This window comes from Micromonospora sp. CA-240977, from assembly GCF_050942285.1.
In the GTDB taxonomy this organism is placed as follows: domain Bacteria; phylum Actinomycetota; class Actinomycetes; order Mycobacteriales; family Micromonosporaceae; genus Micromonospora.
In genome coordinates this window covers 2,775,453-2,800,438 of the sequence record NZ_CP192055.1, presented here as the reverse complement: position 1 = coordinate 2,800,438, position 24,986 = coordinate 2,775,453, and the positions used below count along the sequence as shown (strand labels likewise).

The 24,986-nt window shown below is 69.9% G+C and carries 16 protein-coding genes and 3 rRNA genes; 4 read left to right on the top strand and 15 right to left on the bottom strand.

All coding sequences use genetic code 11. The features are described 5' to 3' along the window. Nucleotide 1: 1 nt before the first annotated feature. From ACQPWW_RS12970 to recN, 4 genes are all read right to left on the bottom strand, one after another. Nucleotides 2-868: a hypothetical protein gene (locus tag ACQPWW_RS12970; RefSeq protein WP_433132404.1), complete on the bottom strand. Its 867-nt coding sequence runs from the start codon at nucleotides 866-868 to the stop codon at nucleotides 2-4. Nucleotides 869-935: 67 nt separating this feature from the next. Continuing rightward, nucleotides 936-1,880 (bottom strand): copper transporter, encoded by a 945-nt coding sequence (locus ACQPWW_RS12965; RefSeq protein WP_433132402.1) that lies wholly within the window; start codon nucleotides 1,878-1,880, stop codon nucleotides 936-938. A 27-nt stretch (nucleotides 1,881-1,907) separates the two neighbouring features. Next, entirely contained in the window at nucleotides 1,908-3,086 is a 1,179-nt protein-coding gene (gene steA, locus ACQPWW_RS12960; protein WP_433132400.1) for a putative cytokinetic ring protein SteA, read from the bottom strand. Between the two features lie 119 nt (nucleotides 3,087-3,205). Beyond that, nucleotides 3,206-4,963: a DNA repair protein RecN gene (recN, locus tag ACQPWW_RS12955; RefSeq protein ID WP_433134328.1), complete on the bottom strand. Its 1,758-nt coding sequence runs from the start codon at nucleotides 4,961-4,963 to the stop codon at nucleotides 3,206-3,208. Nucleotides 4,964-5,052: 89 nt separating this feature from the next. Between recN and ACQPWW_RS12950 the strand changes: the two genes are divergently transcribed. Then, nucleotides 5,053-6,072: a helix-turn-helix domain-containing protein gene (locus ACQPWW_RS12950; protein WP_433132398.1), complete on the top strand. Its 1,020-nt coding sequence runs from the start codon at nucleotides 5,053-5,055 to the stop codon at nucleotides 6,070-6,072. 79 nt (nucleotides 6,073-6,151) lie between these two features. Here the strand turns inward: ACQPWW_RS12950 and ACQPWW_RS12945 are convergent, their stop codons facing one another. The 5 genes from ACQPWW_RS12945 to ACQPWW_RS12925 all read right to left on the bottom strand — a co-directional run bounded on the left by ACQPWW_RS12945 (nucleotide 6,152) and on the right by ACQPWW_RS12925 (nucleotide 12,860). Then, nucleotides 6,152-9,874 (bottom strand): S8 family serine peptidase, encoded by a 3,723-nt coding sequence (locus ACQPWW_RS12945; RefSeq protein WP_433132396.1) that lies wholly within the window; start codon nucleotides 9,872-9,874, stop codon nucleotides 6,152-6,154. 158 nt (nucleotides 9,875-10,032) lie between these two features. Then, entirely contained in the window at nucleotides 10,033-10,917 is an 885-nt protein-coding gene (locus tag ACQPWW_RS12940) for an NAD kinase (RefSeq protein ID WP_357409974.1), read from the bottom strand. Between the two features lie 91 nt (nucleotides 10,918-11,008). Then, complete coding sequence (locus ACQPWW_RS12935; RefSeq protein WP_433132394.1) at nucleotides 11,009-11,866, bottom strand: TlyA family RNA methyltransferase; 858 nt, start codon at nucleotides 11,864-11,866, stop codon at nucleotides 11,009-11,011. Between the two features lie 38 nt (nucleotides 11,867-11,904). Next, nucleotides 11,905-12,228 (bottom strand): hypothetical protein, encoded by a 324-nt coding sequence (locus ACQPWW_RS12930; RefSeq protein WP_433132392.1) that lies wholly within the window; start codon nucleotides 12,226-12,228, stop codon nucleotides 11,905-11,907. After that, nucleotides 12,225-12,860 carry a phasin family protein gene (locus tag ACQPWW_RS12925; protein ID WP_433132390.1) on the bottom strand — a complete coding sequence of 212 codons (636 nt, stop codon included), beginning with the start codon at nucleotides 12,858-12,860 and terminating at the stop codon, nucleotides 12,225-12,227. Before ACQPWW_RS12925 ends, ACQPWW_RS12930 begins: the two co-directional genes overlap by 4 nt. A gap of 111 nt (nucleotides 12,861-12,971) precedes the next feature. On the opposite strand from ACQPWW_RS12925, the gene ACQPWW_RS12920 reads away from it, so the two are divergent. Further along, nucleotides 12,972-13,310: an SCP2 sterol-binding domain-containing protein gene (locus ACQPWW_RS12920; RefSeq protein ID WP_112641837.1), complete on the top strand. Its 339-nt coding sequence runs from the start codon at nucleotides 12,972-12,974 to the stop codon at nucleotides 13,308-13,310. Nucleotides 13,311-13,327: 17 nt separating this feature from the next. On the opposite strand, the gene ACQPWW_RS12915 is transcribed toward ACQPWW_RS12920, so the two are convergent. Together ACQPWW_RS12915 and ACQPWW_RS12910 are read right to left on the bottom strand one after the other, a co-directional pair. Continuing rightward, nucleotides 13,328-14,359, bottom strand: coding sequence for an HAD-IIA family hydrolase (locus tag ACQPWW_RS12915; protein ID WP_433132388.1), 1,032 nt, complete (start codon nucleotides 14,357-14,359; stop codon nucleotides 13,328-13,330). Continuing rightward, nucleotides 14,356-15,321 carry a Replicase polyprotein 1ab gene (locus ACQPWW_RS12910; RefSeq protein ID WP_433134326.1) on the bottom strand — a complete coding sequence of 322 codons (966 nt, stop codon included), beginning with the start codon at nucleotides 15,319-15,321 and terminating at the stop codon, nucleotides 14,356-14,358. The genes ACQPWW_RS12915 and ACQPWW_RS12910 overlap by 4 nt, the downstream gene beginning before the upstream one ends. On the opposite strand from ACQPWW_RS12910, the gene ACQPWW_RS12905 reads away from it, so the two are divergent. After that, nucleotides 15,310-17,265, top strand: a complete 1,956-nt coding sequence (locus ACQPWW_RS12905; RefSeq protein ID WP_433132386.1) for a hypothetical protein — start codon at nucleotides 15,310-15,312, stop codon at nucleotides 17,263-17,265. The genes ACQPWW_RS12910 and ACQPWW_RS12905 overlap by 12 nt on opposite strands. Before the next feature lie 90 nt (nucleotides 17,266-17,355). On the opposite strand, the gene rrf is transcribed toward ACQPWW_RS12905, so the two are convergent. The 4 genes from rrf to tyrS form a co-directional block, all read right to left on the bottom strand. Further along, nucleotides 17,356-17,472: ribosomal RNA gene (rrf, locus tag ACQPWW_RS12900) — 5S ribosomal RNA — on the bottom strand. 83 nt (nucleotides 17,473-17,555) lie between these two features. Beyond that, nucleotides 17,556-20,667, bottom strand: a 23S ribosomal RNA gene (locus ACQPWW_RS12895). A 378-nt stretch (nucleotides 20,668-21,045) separates the two neighbouring features. After that, a 16S ribosomal RNA gene (locus tag ACQPWW_RS12890) occupies nucleotides 21,046-22,560 on the bottom strand. The 16S, 23S and 5S rRNA genes sit together here, the layout of an rRNA operon. 643 nt (nucleotides 22,561-23,203) lie before the next feature. Further along, on the bottom strand, nucleotides 23,204-24,496 hold the full coding sequence (tyrS, locus tag ACQPWW_RS12885) for a tyrosine--tRNA ligase (RefSeq protein WP_433134324.1): 1,293 nt from the start codon (nucleotides 24,494-24,496) through the stop codon (nucleotides 23,204-23,206). 105 nt (nucleotides 24,497-24,601) lie between these two features. On the opposite strand from tyrS, the gene ACQPWW_RS12880 reads away from it, so the two are divergent. Then, on the top strand, nucleotides 24,602-24,985 hold the full coding sequence (locus tag ACQPWW_RS12880; RefSeq protein WP_433134322.1) for a PaaI family thioesterase: 384 nt from the start codon (nucleotides 24,602-24,604) through the stop codon (nucleotides 24,983-24,985). Nucleotide 24,986: the final 1 nt, after the last annotated feature.

The window sequence follows — 24,986 nt, the reverse complement described above, 5'->3', positions numbered from 1 at the left end:
GTCAGTCGGCGCGCCGACCCAGAGCGTCGAGCTCCCGCAGCCCCGGGGTCCGTTGGATCACCGCGGTGAAGCTGACCTTCTCGCTGGTGGCGGTGAGACCGGCCAGCAGCGCGAGCAGACCGGCCCGGCCGAGCGGGCCGGTACGGGCGGCGAGCGCGACGCCGAGCAGCGCCCCGAGCGCGTTCGCGCCGCTGTCGCCGAGCATCACGTCCTCGGCCAGGTCGTCCTGGAGCAGGCCGGCGGCGGCACCGGCCGCGCCGGCGGCGATCCCGCCGTGCGGGCCGCCGGTCAGCGGCGCGGCGAGCAGCAGCCCGGACTTGAGGGCGCGGCCCGGCCGCAGGTCGAGCAGGTTGAGCAGGTTGGCGGTGCCGGCGATCACGCCGGCGCCGAGCAGCACGTCGACGCTGCGGCCGACCGCGCCGTGGCGCTGCCGGCGGGGGTGCGCGGCGACGCGGGGGTCGGCGGCGAGCAGCGCGGCGGCGCCCAGCCCCGCGGCGCCCACCCCGACGATCTTGACCAGGCCCGCGGTGACCCGTCCCGTGCGCAGCGCGGCGAGGTGACCGGAGAAGCCCTTGGCCGCCTTCTGCTCCGGCCGCGCGCCGACCACGTCGTCGTAGAGGCCGACGCCACCGGCACCGAGGCCGGCGACCAGGGCGGCCGCACCGGAGGCGCCGCTGGTGGCGCCGAACGCCCCGACGGCGCTCGCACCGGCGGCGAGCGCCGGGCCGGCGGCCAGTGTCACAGTGCGGCCCCGGAAGTTGGTGCGCTCCAGTGCGGGGCCGGCCGGGGAGGTGCGCACCTCACGCAGCGCGTACCGGGCCGCCGCGGCACCGGCACCGGCGATCAGCAGCCGGCCCAGCGCACTCACGCCGCCGCCCTGCGGGGCCGCCGGCTCGCGCGGGCGTCGGTTACGGACACGGGGGTACGTCGTTCGCTCACTGGGGCAGTCTAGGCAACAGGCCGGAGGTGGCGTTGTCGCCGACGCCGTACTGGCCGGCCTTCTTCTCGGTGAGCTGCTGCACCAGGGCGAGGGTGGTGACCAGTTGGCCCTGCACGGTGTTGGCGTTGTCGACCGTGGAGATGGTCTGCGACAGCACCGGGTCACCGCGCACCACGGACACCAGGTTGCCACCGGCGGAGCCGTTGCCGGCCACCACAATCGCACCGGTCCGGTCGAACTGCTCGGCGATCTTGACGACCGACTCGTCGCGCTTGTCGGAGTCCTTGTCGACGTACGGCTGGCCGCTGACCACGACGACGGCCTCCGCCGAGCCGGTGACCTTGTTGTTGTCGGTGGTCAGGTAGCCGGCGTTGTTGTACGCGGCGAGCACCGCCCGCCGGTCGGCGTCGCTGACCGGCGCGGCGCCCTGGGCGCGGTCCAGCAGGACGCTGGCCAGCAGCGCGCTGGAGGTCTCGACACCGTGCCCGTTGCCCGGGAGGCCGGTGGTCTGCGCGGTCGGGCGGGCAGCCGTGACGGCCAACTCCAGCAGGTTGGAGTTGTTGTCGGGGTTGACGAGCTTGTCCTGGAGGTCGACCCGGCCGGTGATGGTGGCCCCGGCGAGCTGAAGCTTCTTGAGCACACCCTCGGTGTGGTCGCGCCCGTTGGGCAGCGTGAGCACCAGCACGCGACGCCCGGTCAGTGCGCCCGGGAGGACGACCTGGGACATCTCCTCGGCGAACTCCTCCTCCAGCCCGAGCTGCTTCTCCATGTTGTTGACCTGCTGGCGCCAGTACTGGTTGTCCTTGCGCAGCCCGGTGACCTGCCCCTCGAGCGAATCGGCGACCGGGCCGTTGAGGGCGGCCGTGCCGACCACCAGGCCGATCGCCAGAGCCAGGAACACCGCGGTGAGGGACACCACGTGGTAGCGGAAGTTGATCACGCTTGCAGCCTCTTGATCGGTCGGGAACTAGAAGAGCCGGTACAGCTGGAACACGAAATTGTCCCACCACTCGGCGACCACGCCCAGGTACGCCTTCCCGACGGTCGAGACAGCCACCGCGGACGCCATCGCCGCGATCGCCGACAGCACCAGCAGCAGCAACGAGGACCCGGAGATGCTCTGCCGGTAGAGCCGGCTCACCCCCTTGGCGTCGACAAGCTTGCCGCCGACCTTCAGCCGGGTCAGGAAGGTCGAGGCCATCCCGCCGCGGCCCTTGTCGAGAAACTCGACAAGCGTGGCGTGGGTGCCGACCGCGACAAGCAGCGAGGCGCCCTTCTCGTCGGCGAGCAGCATGGCCAGGTCCTCGCTTGTCGCGGCGGCCGGGAAGGTGATCGCCGGGACGCCGAGACCGTTGACCCGGGGCAGACCGGGCGCCCGCCCGTCCGGGTACGCGTGCACGATCACCTCGGCGCCGCAGCGCAGCACGTCGTCGGTGACCGAATCCATGTCCCCAATGATCATGTCCGGCGTGTACCCGGCCTCGACAAGCGCGTCCGCGCCGCCGTCGACGCCGATGAGCACCGGCTTGAACTCCCGGATGTACGGGCGCAGCACGTCCAGATCGGCCTTGTAGTCGTAGCCCCGCACCACGATCAGGCAGTGCCGTCCCTGGATCTGGGTCTCGATATCCGGCACGCCCACACCGTCGAGCAGCAGGTCGCGCTCCTGGCGGAGGTAGTCCATCGTGTTGGCGGCGAACGCCTCCAACTGCACCGACAGGCCCTCCCGGGCGTCGGCCATCGCCTTCGCTACCGACTCGGCGTCCTGCAGGCTGCCGTGGGCCACCGGCTCGTCACCGGCGAAGACCGTGTTGCCCTCGATGCGCACCTGATCGCCCTCGCGGATCTGCTCGAAGACGCCCTCACCGAGGTCGTCGAGGAGCGGGATGCCGGCGGCGATCAGCACCTCCGGGCCGAGGTTCGGGTAACGACCGGAGACCGAGGGCTTGGCGTTGAGCACCGCGCCGACCCCGACCGCGACAAGCGAGTCGGCCGCCACCCGATCCAGGTCGACGTGGTCGATGATCGCGATGTCACCAGGGCGCAGCCGACCGACCAGGCGTTTCGTCCGGCGATCAAGGCGCGCGGTGCCGAGGACTCTGCCCGGTTCGGAGTTCCGGTTCCGGCGCAACGTGGGTAGACGCATCGTGACCATCCTGGCATGTGAGGCAGGCTTTTCTGTCGCGACATGCCTGAGCAGGGCCGCCTACCCAGGGAAGCACACGACGGCACAAGCCGGTGTGCTTGCGCTCACAATACGCGGCGTCACAGCCGCCTTTCCTTGGCGGCCACGGCCAGAAGCTCCTCGGCGTGAGCGATACCCAGATCCGAATCGGGCAAACCCGCAAGCATCCGAGCCAACTCCCGGGCCCGCTCGGTGTCCTCCACGACCCGCACCCCGCTTGTCGTCACCGCGCCGCCCGTGTCCTTCGCCACCACCAGGTGCCGGTCGGCGAACGCGGCCACCTGCGGCAGGTGCGTGACGACGAGCACCTGGTGGCTGCGGGCCAGCCGGGCCAACCGGCGGCCGATCTCCACCGCGGCCTGACCGCCGACCCCCGCATCGACCTCGTCGAAGACCAACGTGGGCGGGCCACCCGAGCCGGCGAAGACCACCTCGATGGCGAGCATCACCCGGGACAACTCACCGCCGGAGGCGCCCCGCTGCAACGGCAACGACGGCGCGCCCGGGTGAGCCAGCAACCGCAGCTCCACCTCGTCGCCGCCGTCCGCCGTGACACCCACCTCGACGCCGTTCACCGACAGCGTCGGCTCGGCGCGACCAGCCGGGCGGGGCACCACCGCCACCTCGATCCGCGCGTGCGGCATGGCCAACCCGGCCAACTCGACGGTGACCTGGTCGGCGAACCGGACCGCCGCCTCCTGCCGGGACGCGGACACCCGCCCGGCCAGGTCGGCCACCTCCCCGGCGAGCCGCTGGCCGTCCCGCTCCAACTCGTCGAGCAGATCGTCGGAGGTGTCCAGGTCGGACAGTCGGGTCCGCGCCCGATCGGCCCAGGCGATCACCCCGTCGACGTCGTCGGCGTACTTGCGGGTCAGCGCCCGCAGCGCCGCCCGCCGCTCGTAGACGTGCTGCAACCGGGCCGGGTCCGCGTCGAGCGTCGCCAGGTACGCCGACAGCTCCGCCGACACGTCGGTGACAAGCGTGGCCGCCTCCTCCAGGCGGGCCGCCAGCTCACCCAGCGCCGGGTCGGTGCCGGACTGCGCCTCCAACGTCCGTCGGGCGGTGCCGAGCAGCGCCGTCGCGTCGGGGGCCTCGTCGGCGGCCTCCGCACCGCCCGCCACGCACTGCTGGGCGATCTGCGCGGCGGTCCGCAGCCCCTCGGCGTGCTCCAGCCGCTGCGCCTCGGTCTTCAGCTCGTCATCCTCACCCGGTTGCGGATCGACCCGGGTGATCTCGTCGAGGCCGAGCCGCAGCAGGTCGGCCTCCTGGTTGCGCTCGCGGGCGTTGCGCCGCCGGTCGGCGAGGTCATCGACCACCCGCCGCCACCCCGTGTACGCCTCGCGCAGCGCGTCGAGCAGCTTCTCGTGCGCGGGGCCGGCGAAGCGGTCCAGCGCGGCGCGTTGCTCGGCCGGGCGCAGCAGCCGCAGCTGGTCGGACTGGCCGTGCACGGCCACCGCCTGCTCGCCGACCTCACCGAGCATCGACACCGGCATGCTCCGGCCGCCGACGTGGGCGCGGGAGCGGCCCTCCACCGTCACCGTGCGGCTCAGCAGCACCGAGCCGTCCTCGTCGGGCTCGCCACCGGCCTCGGTGATCCGCGCGTGCACGGCGTCGGCGACCCGCCCGTGCAGCCGCAACCGCCCCTCCACCACGGCCCGGCCGGGTTGGGCGCGGACCCGCCCGGCGTCGGCCCGACCTCCGAAGAGCAGGCCGAGGCCGGTCACCACCATCGTCTTGCCCGCACCGGTCTCGCCGGTGATGACGTTCATCCCGCCGGTCAACGGCAGCGTGGTGTCGTCGATGACGCCCAGTCCGGTGATGCGCAGCTCTTCCAGCACAGCCACCGACAGTAGACGCGAGGCCCGACAGTTGACCAGCCGACGGGCCCGGGTACGGCCGACACCGGGCCGCCGTACAGTTCTGCCCCGTGTTGGATGTGATCGGCCTGACCACGGCTGAGGAGGAGCTTTACCGCTGCCTGCTCCAGCTCACCACGGCCCGCATCGACGAGTTGGTCCGCCGGCTGGACCGACCCCGCGACCAGGTCGCCGCCCAGGTCGAGGCGCTGCGCGCCAAGGGCCTGGTGCAGCCCACCGACAACGACCCGAACGCGCCGCTGCGCCCGACCGCCCCGGACGTCGCCCTCGGCGGGACGCTGCTGCGCCGCCAGGAGGACCTGGAGGCAGCCCGTCGGCGGGTCACCCAGCTGGCCGAGGAGTACCGGTCCGGGCTGCGACGGCACCACGTCGACCATCTCGTCGAGGTGATCGCCGGCGCCGGGGTTCTCCGGGACCGTCTGCGCGATCTGCAGAATTCGGCACGCGCCGAGGTGCTCTGGTTCTGCCGCGCCAACCCCCTGGCCATGGCCGGGCCGGAGAACGTCGAGGAGTTCGACGCGCTGGCCCGTGGGGTCAGCTATCGGGCCATCTACGAGCGTGACCTGCTGCTGGAACCGGGCGCGTTGGCCGACCTGGCCAAGGGTGTCGCCGCCGGGGAGCAGGCCCGGGTCCTGGACCGGCTGCCGGTCCGACTGGCCATCGTGGACGCCCGCATCGCCATCTGCCCGCTGGTGCCGGATCGGGACGGCGGTGAGCCGAGCGCGGCCGTGATCGGCCGCAGCCAACTGCTCGACGCGCTGCTCGCCCTCTTCGAAAGCCACTGGCGGGTGGCCACCCGGTTGCGGCTCGACGATCCCCTCGCCGTCCCGACAACCGACGGCCGGCGCCCGGATCCGACCGATCAACAAGGCGACGGTTATCAGCCGGACGCCGACGAGGCGCGGCTGCTGTCGCTGTTCGTGGCCGGCGTACCGGACAAGTCGATCGCCTCCCAGCTCGGGGTGAGCCGGCGGACCGTGCAGCGGCGGATCGCCGACCTGATGGCCGCCGCCGGTGTGGACACCCGGCCCGGGCTGGCGTTCCAGGTCGCCCGACGCGGCTGGCTCTGACGCGGCAGGGCCCGCCGTCGATGGACGGCGGGTCCCACCCGGGCGGGCGGGACGGCTCAGCCGCCCCGCCCTGCCCCGGTCAGCGCAGCCCGTACGCCTGGAGCACCGTCTGCTCGACGGTGTTCCCGGCCCGGTCGGCGGCGCGCACCCGCAGCGACACCGTTCCGCGCCCGGCCGGCACTGTCGCGGTGTACCGGGTACCCGACCCCTTGGTTGTCGCGTCGCGCCAGGTGACGCCCCCGTCGAAGGAGACCTGCACGCGGACGCTGGCACCGGTCGGCGCGGCCACCCCGGCGGGCTGACGCAGGGTCAGTCCCAGCTGGTGCGGCCGATCGCCGCGTACCGTGCCGAGCAGGTCGGCCGGCACCCGGTAGTCCACCTGCAACAGCGACAACGGCGTGGCGGCGTCGCCGGTCGGGCGAGCCGAGGTGAACTCCCAGGCCGTGTCGGTCCGGGTGGCGTAGCGCCACTCGTCCGAGGACCGCTTCGTGGTCAGGTCCAGCCGGTAGCGGGCCCGCCCCGCGGTGGTGGGCACCGGCGCCCACCCGCCGGACAGGTCGGCGAGCTGCTGCCCGTCCCGGCTGACCCGGGCCTCAACGGTGTCCGACTCCTCACTGCCCCCGGCCAGGCCGTAGTGCCCCTCGGCGTCGACGAACTCCGGCACCCGCAGGTTGAGCGTGTCCCCGGTACGCGTGGGCACCGGCACCGCGCCGCCGGCCGGCACGGCCGGTCGAATCACCGGGGCGTGCCAGGTCTCGCTCACCCGGTCGGCACCGGAGTACCGCCGGGGCTGCTCGGCCAGGCCACCGGTCAACCGCCCGTCGCTCATGAACGTGATCTTGTGCATGACCTGGTGCTGCCACCAGGAGTCACCGGCGCTGACGAACTCCTGCCGGGTGGTGCCCGCACGCACCAGCCGCTGGTTGTCGTTCCAGGAGGTCTCCTGCCACGGACGCCAACCGAACCGCTGCTCGCTGGCCCAGTCGCCGCCGACGCCCCCGTAACGGGCGGTCACCTCGGCGGTGTTCTGCGCGGTGACCCGGTGGCTGATCCGCTCCGGGACCTGCCCCTTTGAGACCTGCCACACGTCGTACAGGTAGGGGCTCTCCACGGTCAGCGTCAGGTCCAGCGTGGCACGGCCCTTCCGGGCCGCCGCGATCACCTTCTGCCCGTCGTCGTACGCCACGGCCAGCGCCGGGATGGGCAGCCGGTCGCCCAACGGGGTCCAGGACGTCCACGCGCTCTGGTCGGCCGGCCGGACGATGAGCGCCACCGCCGCACCGGCGGCGGCGGCCGCCGCGATCTGCTCCTCCTCCGAGGCGTCCGGGCTGGTGGTGAGCAGCGCCGCGGCGCCACGGACCCGGGACAGCTCGGCGGCGGTGCCGGTGCCCGCCCAGACCAGCGGCAGCTTGCGCCGGTCGGTCGGCGCCGGCGAGTAGCCCATCAGGTTGATGTCCAGTGGACCGGACACGCCGCTGATCGTCGCGTCCACCATCGGCGCGACCAGTTGCCAGCGCGACGAGAACTCGAATTCGCCCTTGCGAACCGGGCGGGTCGGGGTGACGTTTACCTGTTGGACGGTGCTGAAGGTCATCACTCCGTGGTCGACCTGCCGGCCGTTGCCGAAGACCCGGTGCTCGTAGAAGCTGATCGTCGACCGCTGCTCCGAGGGCTTCGGCGTCTCGATCCGCACCGGGGTGCCCCTGCGCGGATCGAGCACCACCGTGAGGTCCCGGTCGACGAGCAGCTCCGGGTCGGTGACCAGGGTGATCTGCTCGTCCAGCGGGGCACCGTGCTCGATCAGCGCCTCGACCAGGTACGGGCCCTCCTCGACCTGGATGTGCACCTCGCCGCCGACCCAGCCGAGCCAGTCGGATTCGGGCTGCTCGCCGAAGAGGGTGAGCACCGACGCGAGACCCGGCTGGCCCTGCATGTCCAGCGCCCGCACTGTCACTATGTGCAGCGGGGCGCTGAGGGTGAGCGCGACAGCGGTGCGCACCGCGACGCCGTCCGCGCCGGTGGCCACCAGCCATCCGCTGTGCAGACCCCGGTCCAGCTTCGCCGGGTCGGCGCGCAGCGGCACGGCGACGCTGCCGCCGGCCGGCACTGTCACCTCTGCGCTGCCGGGGGCGACCCCGTCGGTCTCGGCCGCGCGGGTGTCCAGGTTGCGCAGCTCCAGGGCCAACCGCAGGGTCTGCGGCGCCGTGGTGCCGTTGGTGTACGTCACGACCCGCTCGGCCGTCGCGCCACCCGTGCTGAGGCGGCCGAAGTCGGCGGTGCCCGACGCGTACACCCGCTGGCCGAGCGCCCGGGCCACGTCGACCCGTCCGGCGCCCTGCTCGAAGACGGTCAGCGCCGGGTTCGCCTTCGTGGTGCTGACCAGCGCGTCCTTGAGTTTCGCGGCGGGCCAGTCCGGGTGTTCCTGAGCGAGGATCGCCGCCGCTCCGGCCACGTGCGGAGTGGCCATCGAGGTGCCGGACGCGGTCGTGTACGCGTCGCCCACCGGCGTACCCATTGTCGTGCCGGCGGCCCGCGCGGCGACGATGCCGACGCCCGGCGCGGTGATCTCGGGCTTGAGGCCGTTGTCACCGAGGCGCGGACCACGGCTGGAGAACTCCGCCAGGTTGTCGTCCCGGTCCACCGCGCCGACGGTGAGCGCCGCGGCGGCCGCGCCGGGGGCCCCGACGGTACGCGCCGCGCCCTCGTTGCCGGCGGCGACCACGAACAGCGCGCCGGTCTCGGCGGTCAGGTCGTTGACGGCCTGGCTCATCGGGTCGGTGCCGTCGGTCGCGGAGCCGCCGAGGCTCATGCTGACCACCTTCGCGCCGGAGTGGGCGGCCCACTCCATGCCCGCGATGATGGACGAGTCGTAGCCGGAGCCGCCGTCGTCGAGGACCTTGCCGATCAGCAGCTGCGCGCCCGGGGCGACCCCCTTGCGCAGCCCGCTGGACGCCGCGCCGCTGCCGGCGATGGTGGAGGCCACGTGGGTGCCGTGGCCGTGCCCGTCGCGGGCGCTGCCGCTCGCGGAGAAGTCGCGCGCCTCGGCGATCCGACCGGCCAGGTCGGGGTGGGTGGCGTCGACGCCGGTGTCGAGCACCGCCACCTTCACGCCGGCGCCGTCCCGGCCGGCCGCCCAGGCGATCGGCGCGCCGATCTGCGGCACGCTGTGCTCCAGCGTGGAGTGGACCTTCCCGTCCAGCCAGATCCGGGCGATGCCACTGCCCAGCCGGGGCGCGGCGGTCGCGGTCCGGGTGGTCGGCGTGCCGGCGAGCGTGCTCCACAGGCCGCCGAGGTCACCCTTGCCGATCCGCAGGGCCGCGCCGTTGATGCTCGTCAGGGGGCGGGCGTCGGTGGCGCCGGCGAGCGGCCGGACCCGGCCGGCGGCCGGCTCCTGGTAGCGCACGATCAGCGGCAGGTTGCCCTGCGCGGCGTCGCCGTAGCCGTTGGCGGCCAACTCCTGCACGTCGAACAGGTCGGGATCGAGCACCCCCGCGGACAGGTACGGCATGACGTCGCTGGGCAGCACCCGCAGCCCGCCGTCGACCTGCACCGTCTGGAACGTGATCCGGTTCCGGCCGGGGCCGGGGCGGACGCTGGCGGTGACCCGGCCGGGCGCCGCCTGCAACAGGTCGACCTGGTCGCCGGTGATCAGGGTGATACGAACGGGCGCGGCGCCCGAGGTGGGCGTGCCCGAGTTCGGGCCGGTGGGCCGGACGGGCGGGTCGGCGGACGCCGGTGCGGCGAGGCCGACCACCAACGCGCCGACCGCGCCGACGGCGAGCCAGCGTGGGGACCAGTGCATGCGATGTGCTCCTCTACTCCTCCAGGCCCGCCATCCGTAGATGAGGGCCGATCGGAGTCTGCGACGGAGCTTGTCACCAGGTCACTAGTCCCCCGCCGCCGCAGCGGCGACATGTCGTCAGGTGGACAACTGCCGTCCACCGACGGTGTACGCCGCGATCACCGGCGGCTGCCGCGCCACCCGTGCACGGGAAGACCGAACTTGGCGACCAGCCGGTCGGTGAACGGGCGGGCCCGCAACCGCACGATGCGCACCGGCAGGGCACCCCGCCGCACCGTCACCCGGGCGCCGGGTGGGAGGTCGTAGACGCGCCGCCCGTCGCAGGACAACACGGCGAGGGTGGTGAACGGGTCGACGGTGATCACGAAGGTGGACGTCGGGGCGGTGACCAACGGGCGGCTGAACAACGCGTGCGCGCTGATCGGCACCAGGAGCAGCGCCTCCACCTCCGGCCAGACCACCGGGCCGCCACCGGAGAACGCGTACGCGGTGGAGCCGGTGGGGGTGGCGCAGACGACACCGTCGCAGCCGTAGCGGGACAGCGGCCGCCCGTCCACGTCGACGAGCAGTTCGAGCATCTGCGCCCGCTCGCCCTTCTCGATGCTGATCTCGTTGAGCGCCCACGACTCGATTGTCGGCCCACCGTCGAACTCGGCGGTCACGTCCAGGGTGAGCCGCTCGTGGACGGTGTAGTTGCGGCCGACGACGTCCCGGACCGCGCTGTCCAGGTCGTCGATCTCCGCCTCGGCCAGGAATCCGACCTTGCCGAGGTTGATGCCGAGCAGCGGGGCCTTCGCCGGCCGGGCCAGCTCGGCGGCGCGCAGGAAGGTGCCGTCCCCACCGAGCGCGAAGACGATCTCGGCGCCCTCGGCGGCCTGCGGACCGGCCACCGGCACCACGCCGGGCAGGTCGAGGTCGTCGGCCTCGTCGGCGACCACCCGTACCTCGAAACCCGCGGCGATCAGGTCGGCGGCGACCGATCGGGCGTGCTCGGTGCTGCGCCGTCGGCCGGTGTGGGTCACCAGCAGCGCGGTCCGGCTCATCGGGCCGCCCGCCCGTCCGCGACACGGCGGCGTCGCGCCACAGTCGCCTCGCTACAACCGCGTGTCATCGCGGTGCTCTCGCTGCGCGCGTTCACCCTGCGATCTCCTCCGCCGCCACGTCCGGCACGTCGCCGGCCGTCGGGCCCTCCGGCCCGGCCGCCACCACCGCCCGCACCCGCTGCGGGTCGGCCGGTGGTGCGCCCCGGCGCAACCATACGAAGAACTCCACGTTGCCGCTCGGCCCGGGCAGCGGACTGGCCGCCACGTCGGCCAACCCGAGGCCGAGCCGCGCGGCGGCCGCCGCCACGTCCAGCACCGCTTCGGCGCGCAGCTCCGGATCGCGGACCACGCCACCGGCGCCGACCCGGTCCTTGCCGACCTCGAACTGCGGCTTCACCATCAACGCCAGGTCACCGTCGTCCCGGGTGCAGCCGGCCAGCGCCGGCAGCACCAGCCGCAGCGAGATGAACGACAGGTCGGCCACCGTGAGGTCGACCGGCCCGCCGATCGCGTCCGGATCGAGGGTACGGACATTGGTGCGTTCCAGGACGCGGACCCGCTCATTCGTGCGCAGTGGCCAGGCGAGCTGCCCGTAGCCGACGTCGACGGCCACCACCTCGGCGGCGTCGGCGCGCAGCAGCACGTCGGTGAAGCCACCGGTCGACGCGCCGGCGTCCAGGCAGCGCCGGCCGGCGACGCGCAGCCCACCGGCTGCGAACGCGGCCAGCGCGCCAGCGAGCTTGTGCCCGCCTCGGGAGACGTACTCCTCGGTCGGGTCCTCTCCGGTCACCAGCAGCGGATCGGCGGGGTCGACCATCGCGGCGGCCTTGCGCGCGACGACCCCCCGCAGCTGGACGCGGCCAGCCTCGACCAACGCGCCGGCCTGCTCCCGGGAGCGGGCCAGACCACGGCGGACGAGTTCGGCGTCCAGCCGGTTGCGACGTGCCATTGGTGGTTCTCCGGTCTGCTCAGGCCTGGTCGTCCCACTCAGGTCTGGTCGATGGTGGCGAGGGTTTCACGCAACGTCTCGTAGGCCGCCTCGTACTGCGCGATCTGATCGGCCGGGGCCAGCGTCGCCGCGTTGGCCATGGCCTGCACCGCGGCGTCCACCGCCGGATGCCGCGCCGCATCGTCGTCGAGGTCGGGCAGCGGCCCGGGACGGGCGCCGACCGGTGGGCCGGGGCGGGCTGGTGGGCCGGGCCGGGCCGCTCCGCCGGCTGGTGGGCCGGGGCGGGCCGGGTACGCCGCGTTGGGCGGAGGGCCGGGCCGGGCCGGGAACGACCCGCCGGCCGGTGCACCGGGCTGGCTCATTCGGCGTCGTCCGGAGGCTGCTTGCGGACTGCCTTCTTGGCCGGCATGTCCGCGGGAGTGGGAACCTCGTCGGCGGTGCTGATCGTCGTTGGCGGCTTCTTGGCGATGGCCTTCTTGGCGATGGCCTTCTTCGCCACTGCCTTTTTCGCGACGGCCTTCTTCGCGACCGGGGCACCCGCCGAGGAGTCGGAGGGCACGAGACCGGTCCCGGGCCGCGTGGCCAGCGTGGCGCCGGCTTGGGCGGTGACCGGCGCGGCAGCGGTCCGGTCGGCGGTGGCCGGCGCGGCAGCGGTCGGCTCGGCGGTGGCCGGTGTGCTTGTCGGCTCCACGGCGCGCGCCTCGCGTAGCTGCCGTTCCAGGTCGTGCACCCGTCGGGTCAGCTCGGCCACCTCGTCGGCGGTGGCCAGCCCGACCGCGCCGAGGGCCCGGTCGACCTCGAAACGGACCAGCTTGGTCAGCGCCTCCCGGTTGGCGGCGCCGGTGGTGACCAGTTCCTCGCCGAGGGCCTGGAGCTGGGCGGCGGTCGCGCCGCCGGAGCCGACGAGACGACGTGCCACGTCCTGGGCCTTCTTCCGGGGCGCCTCCGCGAGGCCCATGGCCAGCTCGAGGTAGGCGCGCCACGCGTCCTGCATGCCTGAGTCCTTCCACGGGGCGGGGTGTGCAGGTGTCACGCTACCGGGCACCCCGGACTGTGCCGTGCGGTACGGTGCCGAGGACGGCGTGGCGATCAACGAGGGGGAGATGTGGCCAGCGTGGACGAGTGCCGGCAGGCTTTGCAGGATCTGGCCGCCCGGCTGGATCGCAACGCCGAGACGGTGCGCGAACGGATCGACCTGGACCGGACCCTGGCCTGCCGGATCACCGACCTGGACACCGCCTTCCACGGCCGGATCACCGGCGGTCGACTCGTCGAGTTGACCGACGGCGACGACCCCAAGGCCAAGATCGCGCTGAGCACGTCAAGCGATGACCTGCTCGCCCTGGTCCGCGGCGACCTGGACGTCACCAGCGCGGTGACCTCCCGCCGGGTGTCGATCAAGGCCAACCCGTTCGATCTGCTGAAGCTGCGCAAACTGCTCTGACGAGCCCGCTCACCAGATCAGGCGGCGGCGGTCAGACCGAAGCTCTCCACCGCGTGCGTCGCGTCCGGGCCGATCGGGCGGATCTTCGGCAGCGCCGCCTCCGGCGCCGACCAGGCCACCGCGCAGAGCGCCGCCAGCGCGTCCAGTGGCCGCCCCGAACCGGCCAGCTCCAGGGTGCCGTCGCGGTCGGTCACGGACCAGCCGCCAGCGTCCGCCGAACCCGGGACCCGCACCGCGGCAGCCGGGTCGAAGAGCCCCGCCAGGTCCCTCGCCACGTACGTGGGACGCCGCTGCGGAGCAGCGGCCAGCAGGTCCGGTACGCCGTTGACGCCGGTGAGCACGAGCAGGCTGTCCAGCCCGGCCCGGCGGGCACCCTCGATGTCGGTGTCCAGCCGGTCTCCCACCACCAGGCTCCGGCCACCTCCCGCGCGCCGGGCGGCGGTCTCGAACAACGCCGACTCCGGCTTGCCGACCACCACGTCCGGGTCCCGCTCCAGCGCCGTGCGCAGCACCGCGACAAGCGACCCGTTGCCCGGCAGCGGTCCTCGCCCACTGGGCAGCGTCCGGTCGGTGTTGGTGGCGATCCAGAGCGCACCAGAGCGCACCGCGATCGACGCTTCGGCCAGCTCGGCCCAGCCGACCTGCGGGCCGTACCCCTGCACCACCGCGGCCGGATTCTCGTCGGCCTTGCTGACCGGGGTCAGGCCGACCGCGCGCAGCTCCGCACGCAGGGCCTCCGCCCCGACCACCAGCACCGGCGCGCCGGCGGGCAGCCGGTCCCGCAACAGCTCGGCCGACGCTGCGGCGGAGGTGAGCACCTCCTCCGGTCGGGCCGGCACACCCATCCCCGTCAGCAGGTCGGCGACCTCGCTGGACCGGCGGGACGCGTTGTTCGTGGCGTACGCGACCGCCCGTCCCTCATCGTGCAGCCGCGCTACCGCCTCGACGGCGCCGGGGATCGGCCGGTCGATCAGGTAGATCACCCCGTCCAGGTCGAAAACGACAAGGGTGTACCCGTCGACCAGCCGCTCCCCCGCGCCCCCGTTCACCGCTGCGTCGGCTCCGACTCGTCGCCCCGGGCGGGGGCGGTTTCGTCGGCGTTCACCGTGTCGCCGGACGTTCCAGCGCCGTCGACAGCGGTGTCCGCATCGGCGTTGTCGGCCTCGTCCGGGTGACGGTCCTCGTCCTCGTCGACAAGGTCCTCGTCGTCGTCAGGACTGCCGACAGCACCGTCCTGCTCGTCGTCGTCGAAGTCCTCGTCCTCGTCGTCGTCCTCGTCGTCGTCGAAGTCCTCTTCGTCGTCGTCGCGGTCGTCGTCTTCGTCGTCGCGGTCGTCGTTCTCGCCGGTCAGGTCGGCGTCCGGTTGGGCCGGAACCGCTCCGGGAGCGCCCGGGCCTGCGGCGATCTCCTCGGCGGCCTCGTCCTCGTCGTCGCCCTCGATGACCACGCCGTCGAGTTCCAGCAGCCGCTCGGCGGCGTCCGTCTCGCCCTCGGTGTCCACGTCGGCGGCGCGGGAGAACCACTCGCGGGCTTCCTCACGTCGGCCCACGGCGAGCAGCGCGTCGGCGTACGCGTACCGAAGCCGAGCCGTCCACGGCACCGTGGCCTCGCTGGTGAGGTCCGGAACCTGGAGCATCGCGACTGCGGCGTCCTTCTGCCCGAGGTCACCCCGGGCACCCGCGGCGACGATGAGCAACTCGATCGCGACGGCCTGGTCCAACTTCTCCCGGTCAGCGCCGCGGAACAGGTCGATGGCCCGCTCCGGCCGGCCGAGCGCCCGTTCACAGTCCGCGAGCACAGCCAGGTGACTCTGCAGACCACTCATCCGGTGGTACGTGCGCAGCTCGGCGATCGCAGACTGCCACTCCCCCGCGTGGTACGCGGCCAGGCCGACCGCCTCACGGACCGCGGAGATGCGCGACGCGAGCCGCCGGGCGGCCAGCGCGTGCGCCAACGCCTCGGCCGGGTCCTCGTCGATCAGCTGACCCGTCGCCACCAGGTGCCGGGCCACCGTCTCGGCCACCGGCTTGTTCAGCGAGAGCAGCTCAGCGCGAACGTCCTTGTCGAGGTCGGTCGCGACGATGTCGTCCGGCAGGGCCGGAGCAGAGCTACGCCCACCGTCGAACGAGTCGGAGCCGCCAGCACGGTCGTCGCGGCGGAACTCGCCCTCGCGACGAGGCCGCTCGTCGGCCCGGGAAGCGCCCGCCCGGTCGCCACCCCGGTAGCCGCCGTCGCGGTCACCGCCCCGGAAGCCACCGTCGCGGTCACCGCCCCGGTAGCCACCGCCCTCACGCGGCCCACTCGGCCGAGAGCTGTCCCGGTCGCCACCCCGGAAACCACCCTCACGGGGAGCACCGCGGAAACCGCCCTCGCGAGACGCGCCGCCTTCACGACGGTCGCCGCCGCGGAAGCCGCCCTCGCGAGGCGCGCCGCCGTCACGCGGCCCGCTCGGCCGGGAACCGGCCCGGTCACCACCTCGGAAGCCACCCTCACGCGGGGCGCTGGAACGGGAGCCGTCCCGGTCGCCGCCCCGGAAACCGCCCTCACGACGGTCACCACCGCGGAAACCGCCCTCGCGGTCACCGCCCCGGAAGCCACCCTCACGCGGGCCGCCCGAGCGCGAACCATCGCGGTCGCCGCCCCGGAAACCACCCTCGCGACGGTCACCACCACGGAAGCCACCATCGCGGTCACCGCCACGGAAGCCACCCTCACGAGGCGCGCCGCCGTCACGCGGTCCGCTCGGCCGGGAGCCGTCCCGGTCGCCGCCCCGGAAACCGCCCTCACGACGGTCACCACCGCGGAAGCCGCCCTCGCGGTCACCGCCACGGAAGCCACCCTCGCGCGGGCCACTGGAACGGGCGCCGTCCCGGTCGCCGCCCCGGAAACCGCCTTCACGACGGTCGCCACCACGGAAGCCACCATCGCGGTCGCCGCCACGGAAGCCACCCTCACGGCGGTCACCGCCGCGGAAGCCGCCCTCGCGGTCACCGCCCCGGAAACCGCCCTCACGAGGCGCGCCGCCGTCACGCGGTCCGCTCGGCCGGGAACTGTCCCGGTCACCGCCCCGGAAACCGCCTTCACGACGGTCGCCACCGCGGAAGCCGCCCTCGCGGTCGCCGCCGCGGAAGCCGCCTTCACGACGGTCACCGCCCCGGAAGCCACCCTCACGGGGAGCGCCGGAACGCGAACCGTCGCGGTCGCCACCCCGGAAGCCACTCTCACGGGGGGCGCCACCACGGAAGCCACCATCGCGGTCACCGCCGCGGAAACCACCCTCACGGGACGGGCCGGAACGGGTGCGATCGCCGCCCTGGTAGCCACCCTCACGGCGGTCGCCACCACGGAAACCACCATCGCGGTCACCGCCCCGGTAACCACCCTCACGGGGAGCGCTGGAACGCGAATCGTCGCGGTCGCCGCCCCGGTAACCACCCTCACGCGGGGCGCTGGAACGCGAACCGTCGCGGTCACCACCGCGGAAGCCACCTTCACGACGGTCACCGCCGCGGAAGCCACCCTCACGGGGAGCGCCGGAGCGCGAACCGTCGCGGTCGCCGCCGCGGTAACCACCTTCACGGGGGGCGCTGGAACGCGAACCGTCGCGGTCGCCGCCCCGGTAACCACCTTCACGGGGGGCGCTGGAACGCGAGCTGTCCCGGTCGCCACCGCGGTAACCACCTTCACGGGGGGCGCCGGAACGCGAACCGTCGCGGTCGCCGCCCCGGAAGCCACCCTCACGGGGGGCGCTGGAACGCGAGCTGTCCCGGTCGCCGCCACGGGAACCAGAGTCGCGGCCGCTGGCGTAGCCGCCGCGGGCGCCGCCACCGCTGTCGCGGTCTCCCCGGTACGGGGGCCGGTCTCGGTCATCGCGGCGCGGGCCGCGGTCGCGTCCGCCCGCACCGTCAGTACGGTCTTCGTAGCGACGGGGACGGTCTCCGCCCTGCGGTCCTGAACTCACAGGTACATCCTTCCTGATTGCGCCACCAATGGCGCTACGCAGTCGAGGGCCGACCCGGATGGGGCGGCCCTCGACTGGAAGATTGTCCGGCGGCGTCCTACTCTCCCACACCCTCACGAGTGCAGTACCATCGGCGCTGGAGGGCTTAGCTTCCGGGTTCGGAATGTAACCGGGCGTTTCCCCTCCGCCATGACCGCCGTAACTCTATCGACATGTCAAACAACACCACACAGTGGTCTGTTGTTCGTTTATCGAGAGTTGCACAGTGGACGCGTAGCAGCTTAGTAGTCAAGTCCTCGGCCTATTAGTACCGGTCAACTGAACCCGTTACCGGGCTTACATTTCCGGCCTATCAACCCAGTCGTCTAGCTGGGGGCCTTACCCCACCAAGGTGGGTGGGATACCTCATCTTGAAGCAGGCTTCCCGCTTAGATGCTTTCAGCGGTTATCCCTTCCGAACGTAGCTAACCAGCCGTGCCCTTGGCAGGACAACTGGCACACCAGAGGTTCGTCCGTCCCGGTCCTCTCGTACTAGGGACAGCCCTTCTCAAGTATCCTACGCGCACGGCGGATAGGGACCGAACTGTCTCACGACGTTCTAAACCCAGCTCGCGTACCGCTTTAATGGGCGAACAGCCCAACCCTTGGGACCTGCTACAGCCCCAGGATGCGACGAGCCGACATCGAGGTGCCAAACCATCCCGTCGATATGGACTCTTGGGGAAGATCAGCCTGTTATCCCCGGGGTACCTTTTATCCGTTGAGCGACACCGCTTCCACTCGCAAGTGCCGGATCACTAGTCCCGACTTTCGTCCCTGCTCGACCTGTCAGTCTCACAGTCAAGCTCCCTTGTGTACTTGCACTCAACACCTGATTGCCAACCAGGCTGAGGGAACCTTTGGGCGCCTCCGTTACCTTTTAGGAGGCAACCGCCCCAGTTAAACTACCCACCAGACACTGTCCCTGAACCGGATAACGGTCCGAAGTTAGATACCCAAATCAACCAGAGTGGTATTTCAAGATTGCCTCCACCCATACTGGCGTATGGACTTCACCGGCTCCCACCTATCCTACACAAGCTAATTCGAGTACCAATGTCAAGCTATAGTAAAGGTCCCGGGGTCTTTCCGTCCTGCCGCGCGTAACGAGCATCTTTACTCGTACTGCAATTTCGCCGGGCCTGTGGTTGAGACAGTGGGGAAGTCGTTACGCCATTCGTGCAGGTCGGAACTTACCCGACAAGGAATTTCGCTACCTTAGGATGGTTATAGTTACCACCGCCGTTTACTGGCGCTTAAGTTCTCCGCTTCGCCCCCGAAAGAGCTAACAGGTCCCCTTAACGTTCCAGCACCGGGCAGGCGTCAGTCCATATACATCGAATTACTTCTTCGCATGGACCTGTGTTTTTAGTAAACAGTCGCTTCCCCCTGCTCTCTGCGGCCATACAACGCTCCACCCGCGCGGGGCTTCACGTCTCCGGCCCCCCTTCTCCCTAAGTTACGGGGGCAATTTGCCGAGTTCCTTAACCACAGTTCGCCCGATCGCCTCGGTATTCTCTACCTGACCACCTGTGTCGGTTTGGGGTACGGGCCGCTAAGAACTCGCTAGAGGCTTTTCTCGGCAGCATAGGATCACTGACTTCACCTGAATCGGCTCGGCATCACGTCTCAGCCTATGTGTGTTGCGGATTTGCCTACAACACGGCCTACACGCTTACCCCGGCACAACCACCGGCCGGGCTCAGCTACCTTCCTGCGTCACCCCATCGCTTGACTACTACCCATCAGGTTCCCAGCCTCCCCACCATCAACCCGAAGGTCTCCGGCGGTTCGGGTGGTTAGCACAACGAGGTTCGTCAGGGACGCTCTTTCGCGGGTACGGGAATATCAACCCGTTGTCCATCGACTACGCCTCTCGGCCTCGCCTTAGGTCCCGACTCACCCAGGGCGGATTAGCCTGGCCCTGGAACCCTTGGTCATCCGGCGGAAGGGTTTCTCACCCTTCTTTCGCTACTCATGCCTGCATTCTCACTCGTGCCGCGTCCACAACTGGGTCACCCCGCTGCTTCACTCGCGGCACGACGCTCCCCTACCCATCCACACACCTGCACAAGGAATCAAGTCCAAGCGAGGATAAAATGTGAATGCCACAGCTTCGGCGGTGTGCTTGAGCCCCGCTACATTGTCGGCGCGGAACCACTTGACCAGTGAGCTATTACGCACTCTTTAAAGGGTGGCTGCTTCTAAGCCAACCTCCTGGTTGTCTATGCGACCCCACATCCTTTTCCACTTAGCACACGCTTAGGGGCCTTAGCTGGTGATCTGGGCTGTTTCCCTCTCGACTACGAAGCTTATCCCCCGCAGTCTCACTGCCGCGCTCTCACTTACCGGCATTCGGAGTTTGGCTGATTTCGGTAAGCTTGTGGGCCCCCTAGACCATCCAGTGCTCTACCTCCGGCAAGAAACACGCGACGCTGCACCTAAATGCATTTCGGGGAGAACCAGCTATCACGGAGTTTGATTGGCCTTTCACCCCTAACCACAGGTCATCCCCCAATTTTTCAACATTGGTGGGTTCGGCCCTCCACGCGGTCTTACCCGCGCTTCAGCCTGCCCATGGCTAGATCACTCCGCTTCGGGTCTAGGACACGCGACTGAATCGCCCTATTCAGACTCGCTTTCGCTACGGCTCCCCCACACGGGTTAACCTCGCCACATGCCACTAACTCGCAGGCTCATTCTTCAAAAGGCACGCCGTCACCCCGCAAGGCTCCGACGGATTGTAGGCGAACGGTTTCAGGTACTATTTCACTCCCCTCCCGGGGTACTTTTCACCATTCCCTCACGGTACTTGTCCGCTATCGGTCACCAGGAAGTATTTAGGCTTACCAGGTGGTCCTGGCAGATTCACGGCAGATTTCAGGGGTCCGCCGCTACTCGGGAACACCCACAGAAGGTCAGCAACTTTCACCTACCGGACTCTCACCGTCTACGGTCAGCCATTCCAGACTGTTCGACTAGCCACTGACTTTGTAACTTCTCGAACAAGTGTCAGCTTGTTCAGCAGGGTCCCACAACCCCGACCACGCAACCCCTGACAGGTATCACACGCAGCCGGTTTAGCCTCGATCCGCTTTCGCTCGCCACTACTCACGGAATCACTAAATTGTTTTCTCTTCCTGCGGGTACTGAGATGTTTCACTTCCCCGCGTTCCCTCCACACACCCTATGTGTTCAGGTGTGGGTGACACCACATGACTGGTGCCAGGTTTCCCCATTCGGACACCCTGGGATCACAGCTTGGTTGACAGCTCCCCCAGGCCTATCGCGGCCTCCCACGTCCTTCATCGGCTCCTGGTGCCAAGGCATTCACCGTTCGCCCTTGACAACTTGACCACAAAGATGCTCGCGTCCACTGTGCAATTCTCAACAAACGACCAACCCACAACCCGATCCGCCCCACACCAGCACCACCACAGTGATCGGTATGTGAGGCCAGGCCATGCCTGGCAACCTCGTGCGACGCTCACGCCACACTCAAGGCTCTGAAACAACAACCCATGGTTGTTCTTTCAGGACCCAACAGGGTGCTTACATTCCCCCCCAGCCGCACCAGAAGCAACCGTTCCCACCAACCCCGAAGAGTGGCTGTACTAGGCGCCGCCGGCCGTTGCCAGGGCAAAACTTGCCAGTGTCTCCGCCATCTGAGCACCCCGACCCAACATTCGTGGGCCGCGGGCTCCTTGCACCCTTTCGGGTGAAGGTGCTCCTTAGAAAGGAGGTGATCCAGCCGCACCTTCCGGTACGGCTACCTTGTTACGACTTCGTCCCAATCGCCAGCCCCACCTTCGACGGCTCCCTCCACAAGGGTTGGGCCACCGGCTTCGGGTGTTGCCGACTTTCGTGACGTGACGGGCGGTGTGTACAAGGCCCGGGAACGTATTCACCGCAGCGTTGCTGATCTGCGATTACTAGCGACTCCGACTTCACGGGGTCGAGTTGCAGACCCCGATCCGAACTGAGACCGGCTTTTTGGGATTCGCTCCACCTCACGGTATCGCAGCCCATTGTACCGGCCATTGTAGCATGCGTGAAGCCCTGGACATAAGGGGCATGATGACTTGACGTCATCCCCACCTTCCTCCGAGTTGACCCCGGCAGTCTTCGATGAGTCCCCGCCATAACGCGCTGGCAACATCGAACGAGGGTTGCGCTCGTTGCGGGACTTAACCCAACATCTCACGACACGAGCTGACGACAGCCATGCACCACCTGTGACCGCCCCCGAAGGACCTGCCATCTCTGACAGTTTTGCGGCCATGTCAAACCCAGGTAAGGTTCTTCGCGTTGCATCGAATTAATCCGCATGCTCCGCCGCTTGTGCGGGCCCCCGTCAATTCCTTTGAGTTTTAGCCTTGCGGCCGTACTCCCCAGGCGGGGCGCTTAATGCGTTAGCTGCGGCACAGGGAACCGGAGAGGCCCCCCACACCTAGCGCCCAACGTTTACAGCGTGGACTACCAGGGTATCTAATCCTGTTCGCTCCCCACGCTTTCGCTCCTCAGCGTCAGTATCGGCCCAGAGACCCGCCTTCGCCACCGGTGTTCCTCCTGATATCTGCGCATTTCACCGCTACACCAGGAATTCCAGTCTCCCCTACCGAACTCTAGCCTGCCCGTATCGACCGCAGGCTTGGGGTTGAGCCCCAAGTTTTCACGGTCGACGCGACAAGCCGCCTACGAGCTCTTTACGCCCAATAAATCCGGACAACGCTCGCACCCTACGTCTTACCGCGGCTGCTGGCACGTAGTTGGCCGGTGCTTCTTCTGCAGGTACCGTCACTCTCGCTTCGTCCCTGCTGAAAGAGGTTTACAACCCGAAGGCCGTCATCCCTCACGCGGCGTCGCTGCATCAGGCTTCCGCCCATTGTGCAATATTCCCCACTGCTGCCTCCCGTAGGAGTCTGGGCCGTGTCTCAGTCCCAGTGTGGCCGGTCGCCCTCTCAGGCCGGCTACCCGTCGTCGCCTTGGTAGGCCATCACCCCACCAACAAGCTGATAGGCCGCGAGCCCATCCCAAGCCGAAAAACTTTCCACCCCCAGCCATGCGGCCGGAAGTCCTATTCGGTATTAGCCCCCGTTTCCGAGGGTTATCCCAAAGCTTGGGGCAGGTTGCTCACGTGTTACTCACCCGTTCGCCGCTCGAGTACCCCGAAGGGCCTTTCCGCTCGACTTGCATGTGTTAAGCACGCCGCCAGCGTTCGTCCTGAGCCAGGATCAAACTCTCCAACAAAAAACTATGTTGAACAGCATCCTGACAACAAACAAATGTTGCCAAAGGAATCCCAACCAGCCAGAAAAACTGACCAGTCCGGGGTATAAATCATAATTGGCACTGGCTTTACAAGCACCCTGTTGAGTTCTCAAAGAACAACCACACACCGACCAGAAGCCCCACCTCAGTGGAACCCCAACCGGGGCTTTTCGTTCGTGTCCCTTAGCGCTTTCCAGCGCCAGGCACTTTTACTACGTTACCCGCCCGTTTCCGCCGTGTCAAACCGGTGTTTCGCGGTTCGTCGTGCTTCATTCGGTAATGCGGGCACCATGTCTCGACCGGCTTGCGCCGCTCTCGTCACGGATTCGGCAGGCCGGCCGCTGCGGTCTCCCGCAAGCTTGCCCGGTGCCCTGCCGGTTGGTAACCATACCCGGTCGGTTTCGCCGCGCCAAATCCGCCTCGCGGCGTTTCCGGTGGCACCTCCCGGTCCGGGATCCGGTGGGCATGCCCGCCCGACCCCGAGGCCGTTGGCCTGCGCTCCGGCCGTCTCAGGTTTTCGCCTGTTTCGTCCGTTCCGCGCTGGCAGAGAGAAAGTTACGCGTCCGGCGGGATGATCGTCAAATCCGCCGGACGCGTCCCCCGTCACATCGTCGACAGTCGACTATTCGCCCAGCTCAACGCCCGCGAAGGAGCGCTTGCCGCGACGCAGCACCAGGTATCGCCCGTGCAGCAGGTCGGTCGGCGACACCGCGGCGTCCACCTCGGTCACCCGGTTGTTGTTGACGTATGCGCCACCCTCGGCGATCACCCGCCGAGCCTCCTTGAGGCCACTGACGAGCCCGGAGTCCCGCAACAGCCCCGCCACATCCGGCAACTCGCCGGAGAGACGCACCAGGCCGGCCTCGGTCAGCGCCGCGCGCAGCGTCTCCGGGGCCAGGTCGTCAAGCGACCCGCGCCCGAAGAGGGCCTGACTGGCGGCGATCGCCTGCCGGGTCTCGTCCGGGCCGTGCACCAGGGTGGTCAGCTCCTCGGCGAGCGCCCGCTGCGCCAGGCGGGCCGCCGGTCGCTCAGCCGTCGCCTTCGCCAACTCCTCCAACTCCTCGCGGCTACGGAAGCTGAAGTACCGCAAGTAGCGGTCCACCTCTCCGTCCTCCACGTTGAGCCAGAACTGGTAGAACGCGTACGGGCTGGTCAACGTCGGGTCGAGCCAGACGGCGCCACCCTCGGTCTTGCCGAACTTCGTGCCGTCGGACTTGGTGACCAGCGGCGTGGTGAACGCCTGCACCGGCCCCGCCCCACGCCGACGGACGTAGTCGACGCCGGCGGTGATGTTGCCCCACTGGTCGGAGCCGCCGAACTGGAGCTGGCAGCCGTGCCGGCGGTGCAGCTCGAAGAAGTCGTTGGCCTGGAGCAGCTGGTAGCTGAACTCGGTGAAGCTGATGCCCGTCTCCAGCCGCGCCCGCACCACCTCCCGCGCGAGCATCTTGTTGACCGGGAAGTGCTTGCCCACGTCCCGCAGGAACTCGACAACCGACATCTCGCCGGTCCAGTCCAGGTTGTTGACCAGGCGCGCCGCGTTCTCGCCGGTGTACGACACGAAGGGCGCGAGCTGTTCGCGGATGCGCTCGACCCAGCCGGCGATCACCTCGGGCGGGTTGAGGGTCCGCTCGGCGCTCTCCTTCGGGTCACCGATCTGCCCGGTCGCCCCGCCCACCAGCAGCAACGGGCGATGACCCGCGAGTTGCAGCCGGCGGGCCGTGGTGACCTGCATGAGCGAGCCGACGTGCAGGCTCTGCGCGGTGGGGTCGAAGCCCACGTAGTAGGTCGCGGCCGTCCCACCGTCGAGCAGCTCGCGCAGCTCGTCGAGGCCGGTCGAGTCCTGGATGAGGCCACGCCAGAGCAGGTCGTCGGTCAGGGAGTCCCGCCCGGACGGCGGGGGGCTGCTGTCGGTCACGGTCACCGATTCTCCCCCATCGCCGGCACCGACCCGTACCGGGTTTGCCGCAACCCGCCCCGTTAGGCTTGCGCCCCGTTGATCGAGGAGGGGTTTGCCGTGGAGATGCCGGATCTGACGGGCGGTTTCGTCGCCCTGCTCGGCCTGACGTTCGAGGAGGCGTCCGCCGACCGGGTGGTGATCACCTGGCAGGTCCGACCGGAGCTGCACCAGCCGTTCGGCATCCAGCACGGCGGGGTGTACTGCACGGTCGTGGAGACCGCGGCGAGTGTGGGTGGCTCCCTCTGGCTGGCCGACCGGGGCACGGTGGTCGGCGTGTCGAACCAGACCGACTTCCTGCGGGCCGTCCGGGACGGGGAGCTGACCGCTGTCGGCACGCCCGTGCACCGGGGCCGCAGCCAGCAGCTCTGGCAGGTGGAGATCACCGATGCCGACGAGCGGCTGGTCGCCCGCGGTCAGGTCCGGCTACAGAACCTGTCCCGCGACTGAG

Excerpts from the sequence above, each read along its gene's own strand:
- steA (WP_433132400.1), bottom strand. The coding sequence starts at position 3,086 with ATGCGTCTACCCACGTTGCGCCGGAACCGGAACTCCGAACCGGGCAGA.
- ACQPWW_RS12945 (WP_433132396.1), bottom strand. The coding sequence starts at position 9,874 with ATGCACTGGTCCCCACGCTGGCTCGCCGTCGGCGCGGTCGGCGCGTTG.
- ACQPWW_RS12940 (WP_357409974.1), bottom strand. The coding sequence starts at position 10,917 with ATGAGCCGGACCGCGCTGCTGGTGACCCACACCGGCCGACGGCGCAGC.
- ACQPWW_RS12935 (WP_433132394.1), bottom strand. The coding sequence starts at position 11,866 with ATGGCACGTCGCAACCGGCTGGACGCCGAACTCGTCCGCCGTGGTCTG.
- ACQPWW_RS12930 (WP_433132392.1), bottom strand. The coding sequence starts at position 12,228 with ATGAGCCAGCCCGGTGCACCGGCCGGCGGGTCGTTCCCGGCCCGGCCC.
- ACQPWW_RS12925 (WP_433132390.1), bottom strand. The coding sequence starts at position 12,860 with ATGCAGGACGCGTGGCGCGCCTACCTCGAGCTGGCCATGGGCCTCGCG.
- ACQPWW_RS12880 (WP_433134322.1), top strand. The coding sequence starts at position 24,602 with ATGCCGGATCTGACGGGCGGTTTCGTCGCCCTGCTCGGCCTGACGTTC.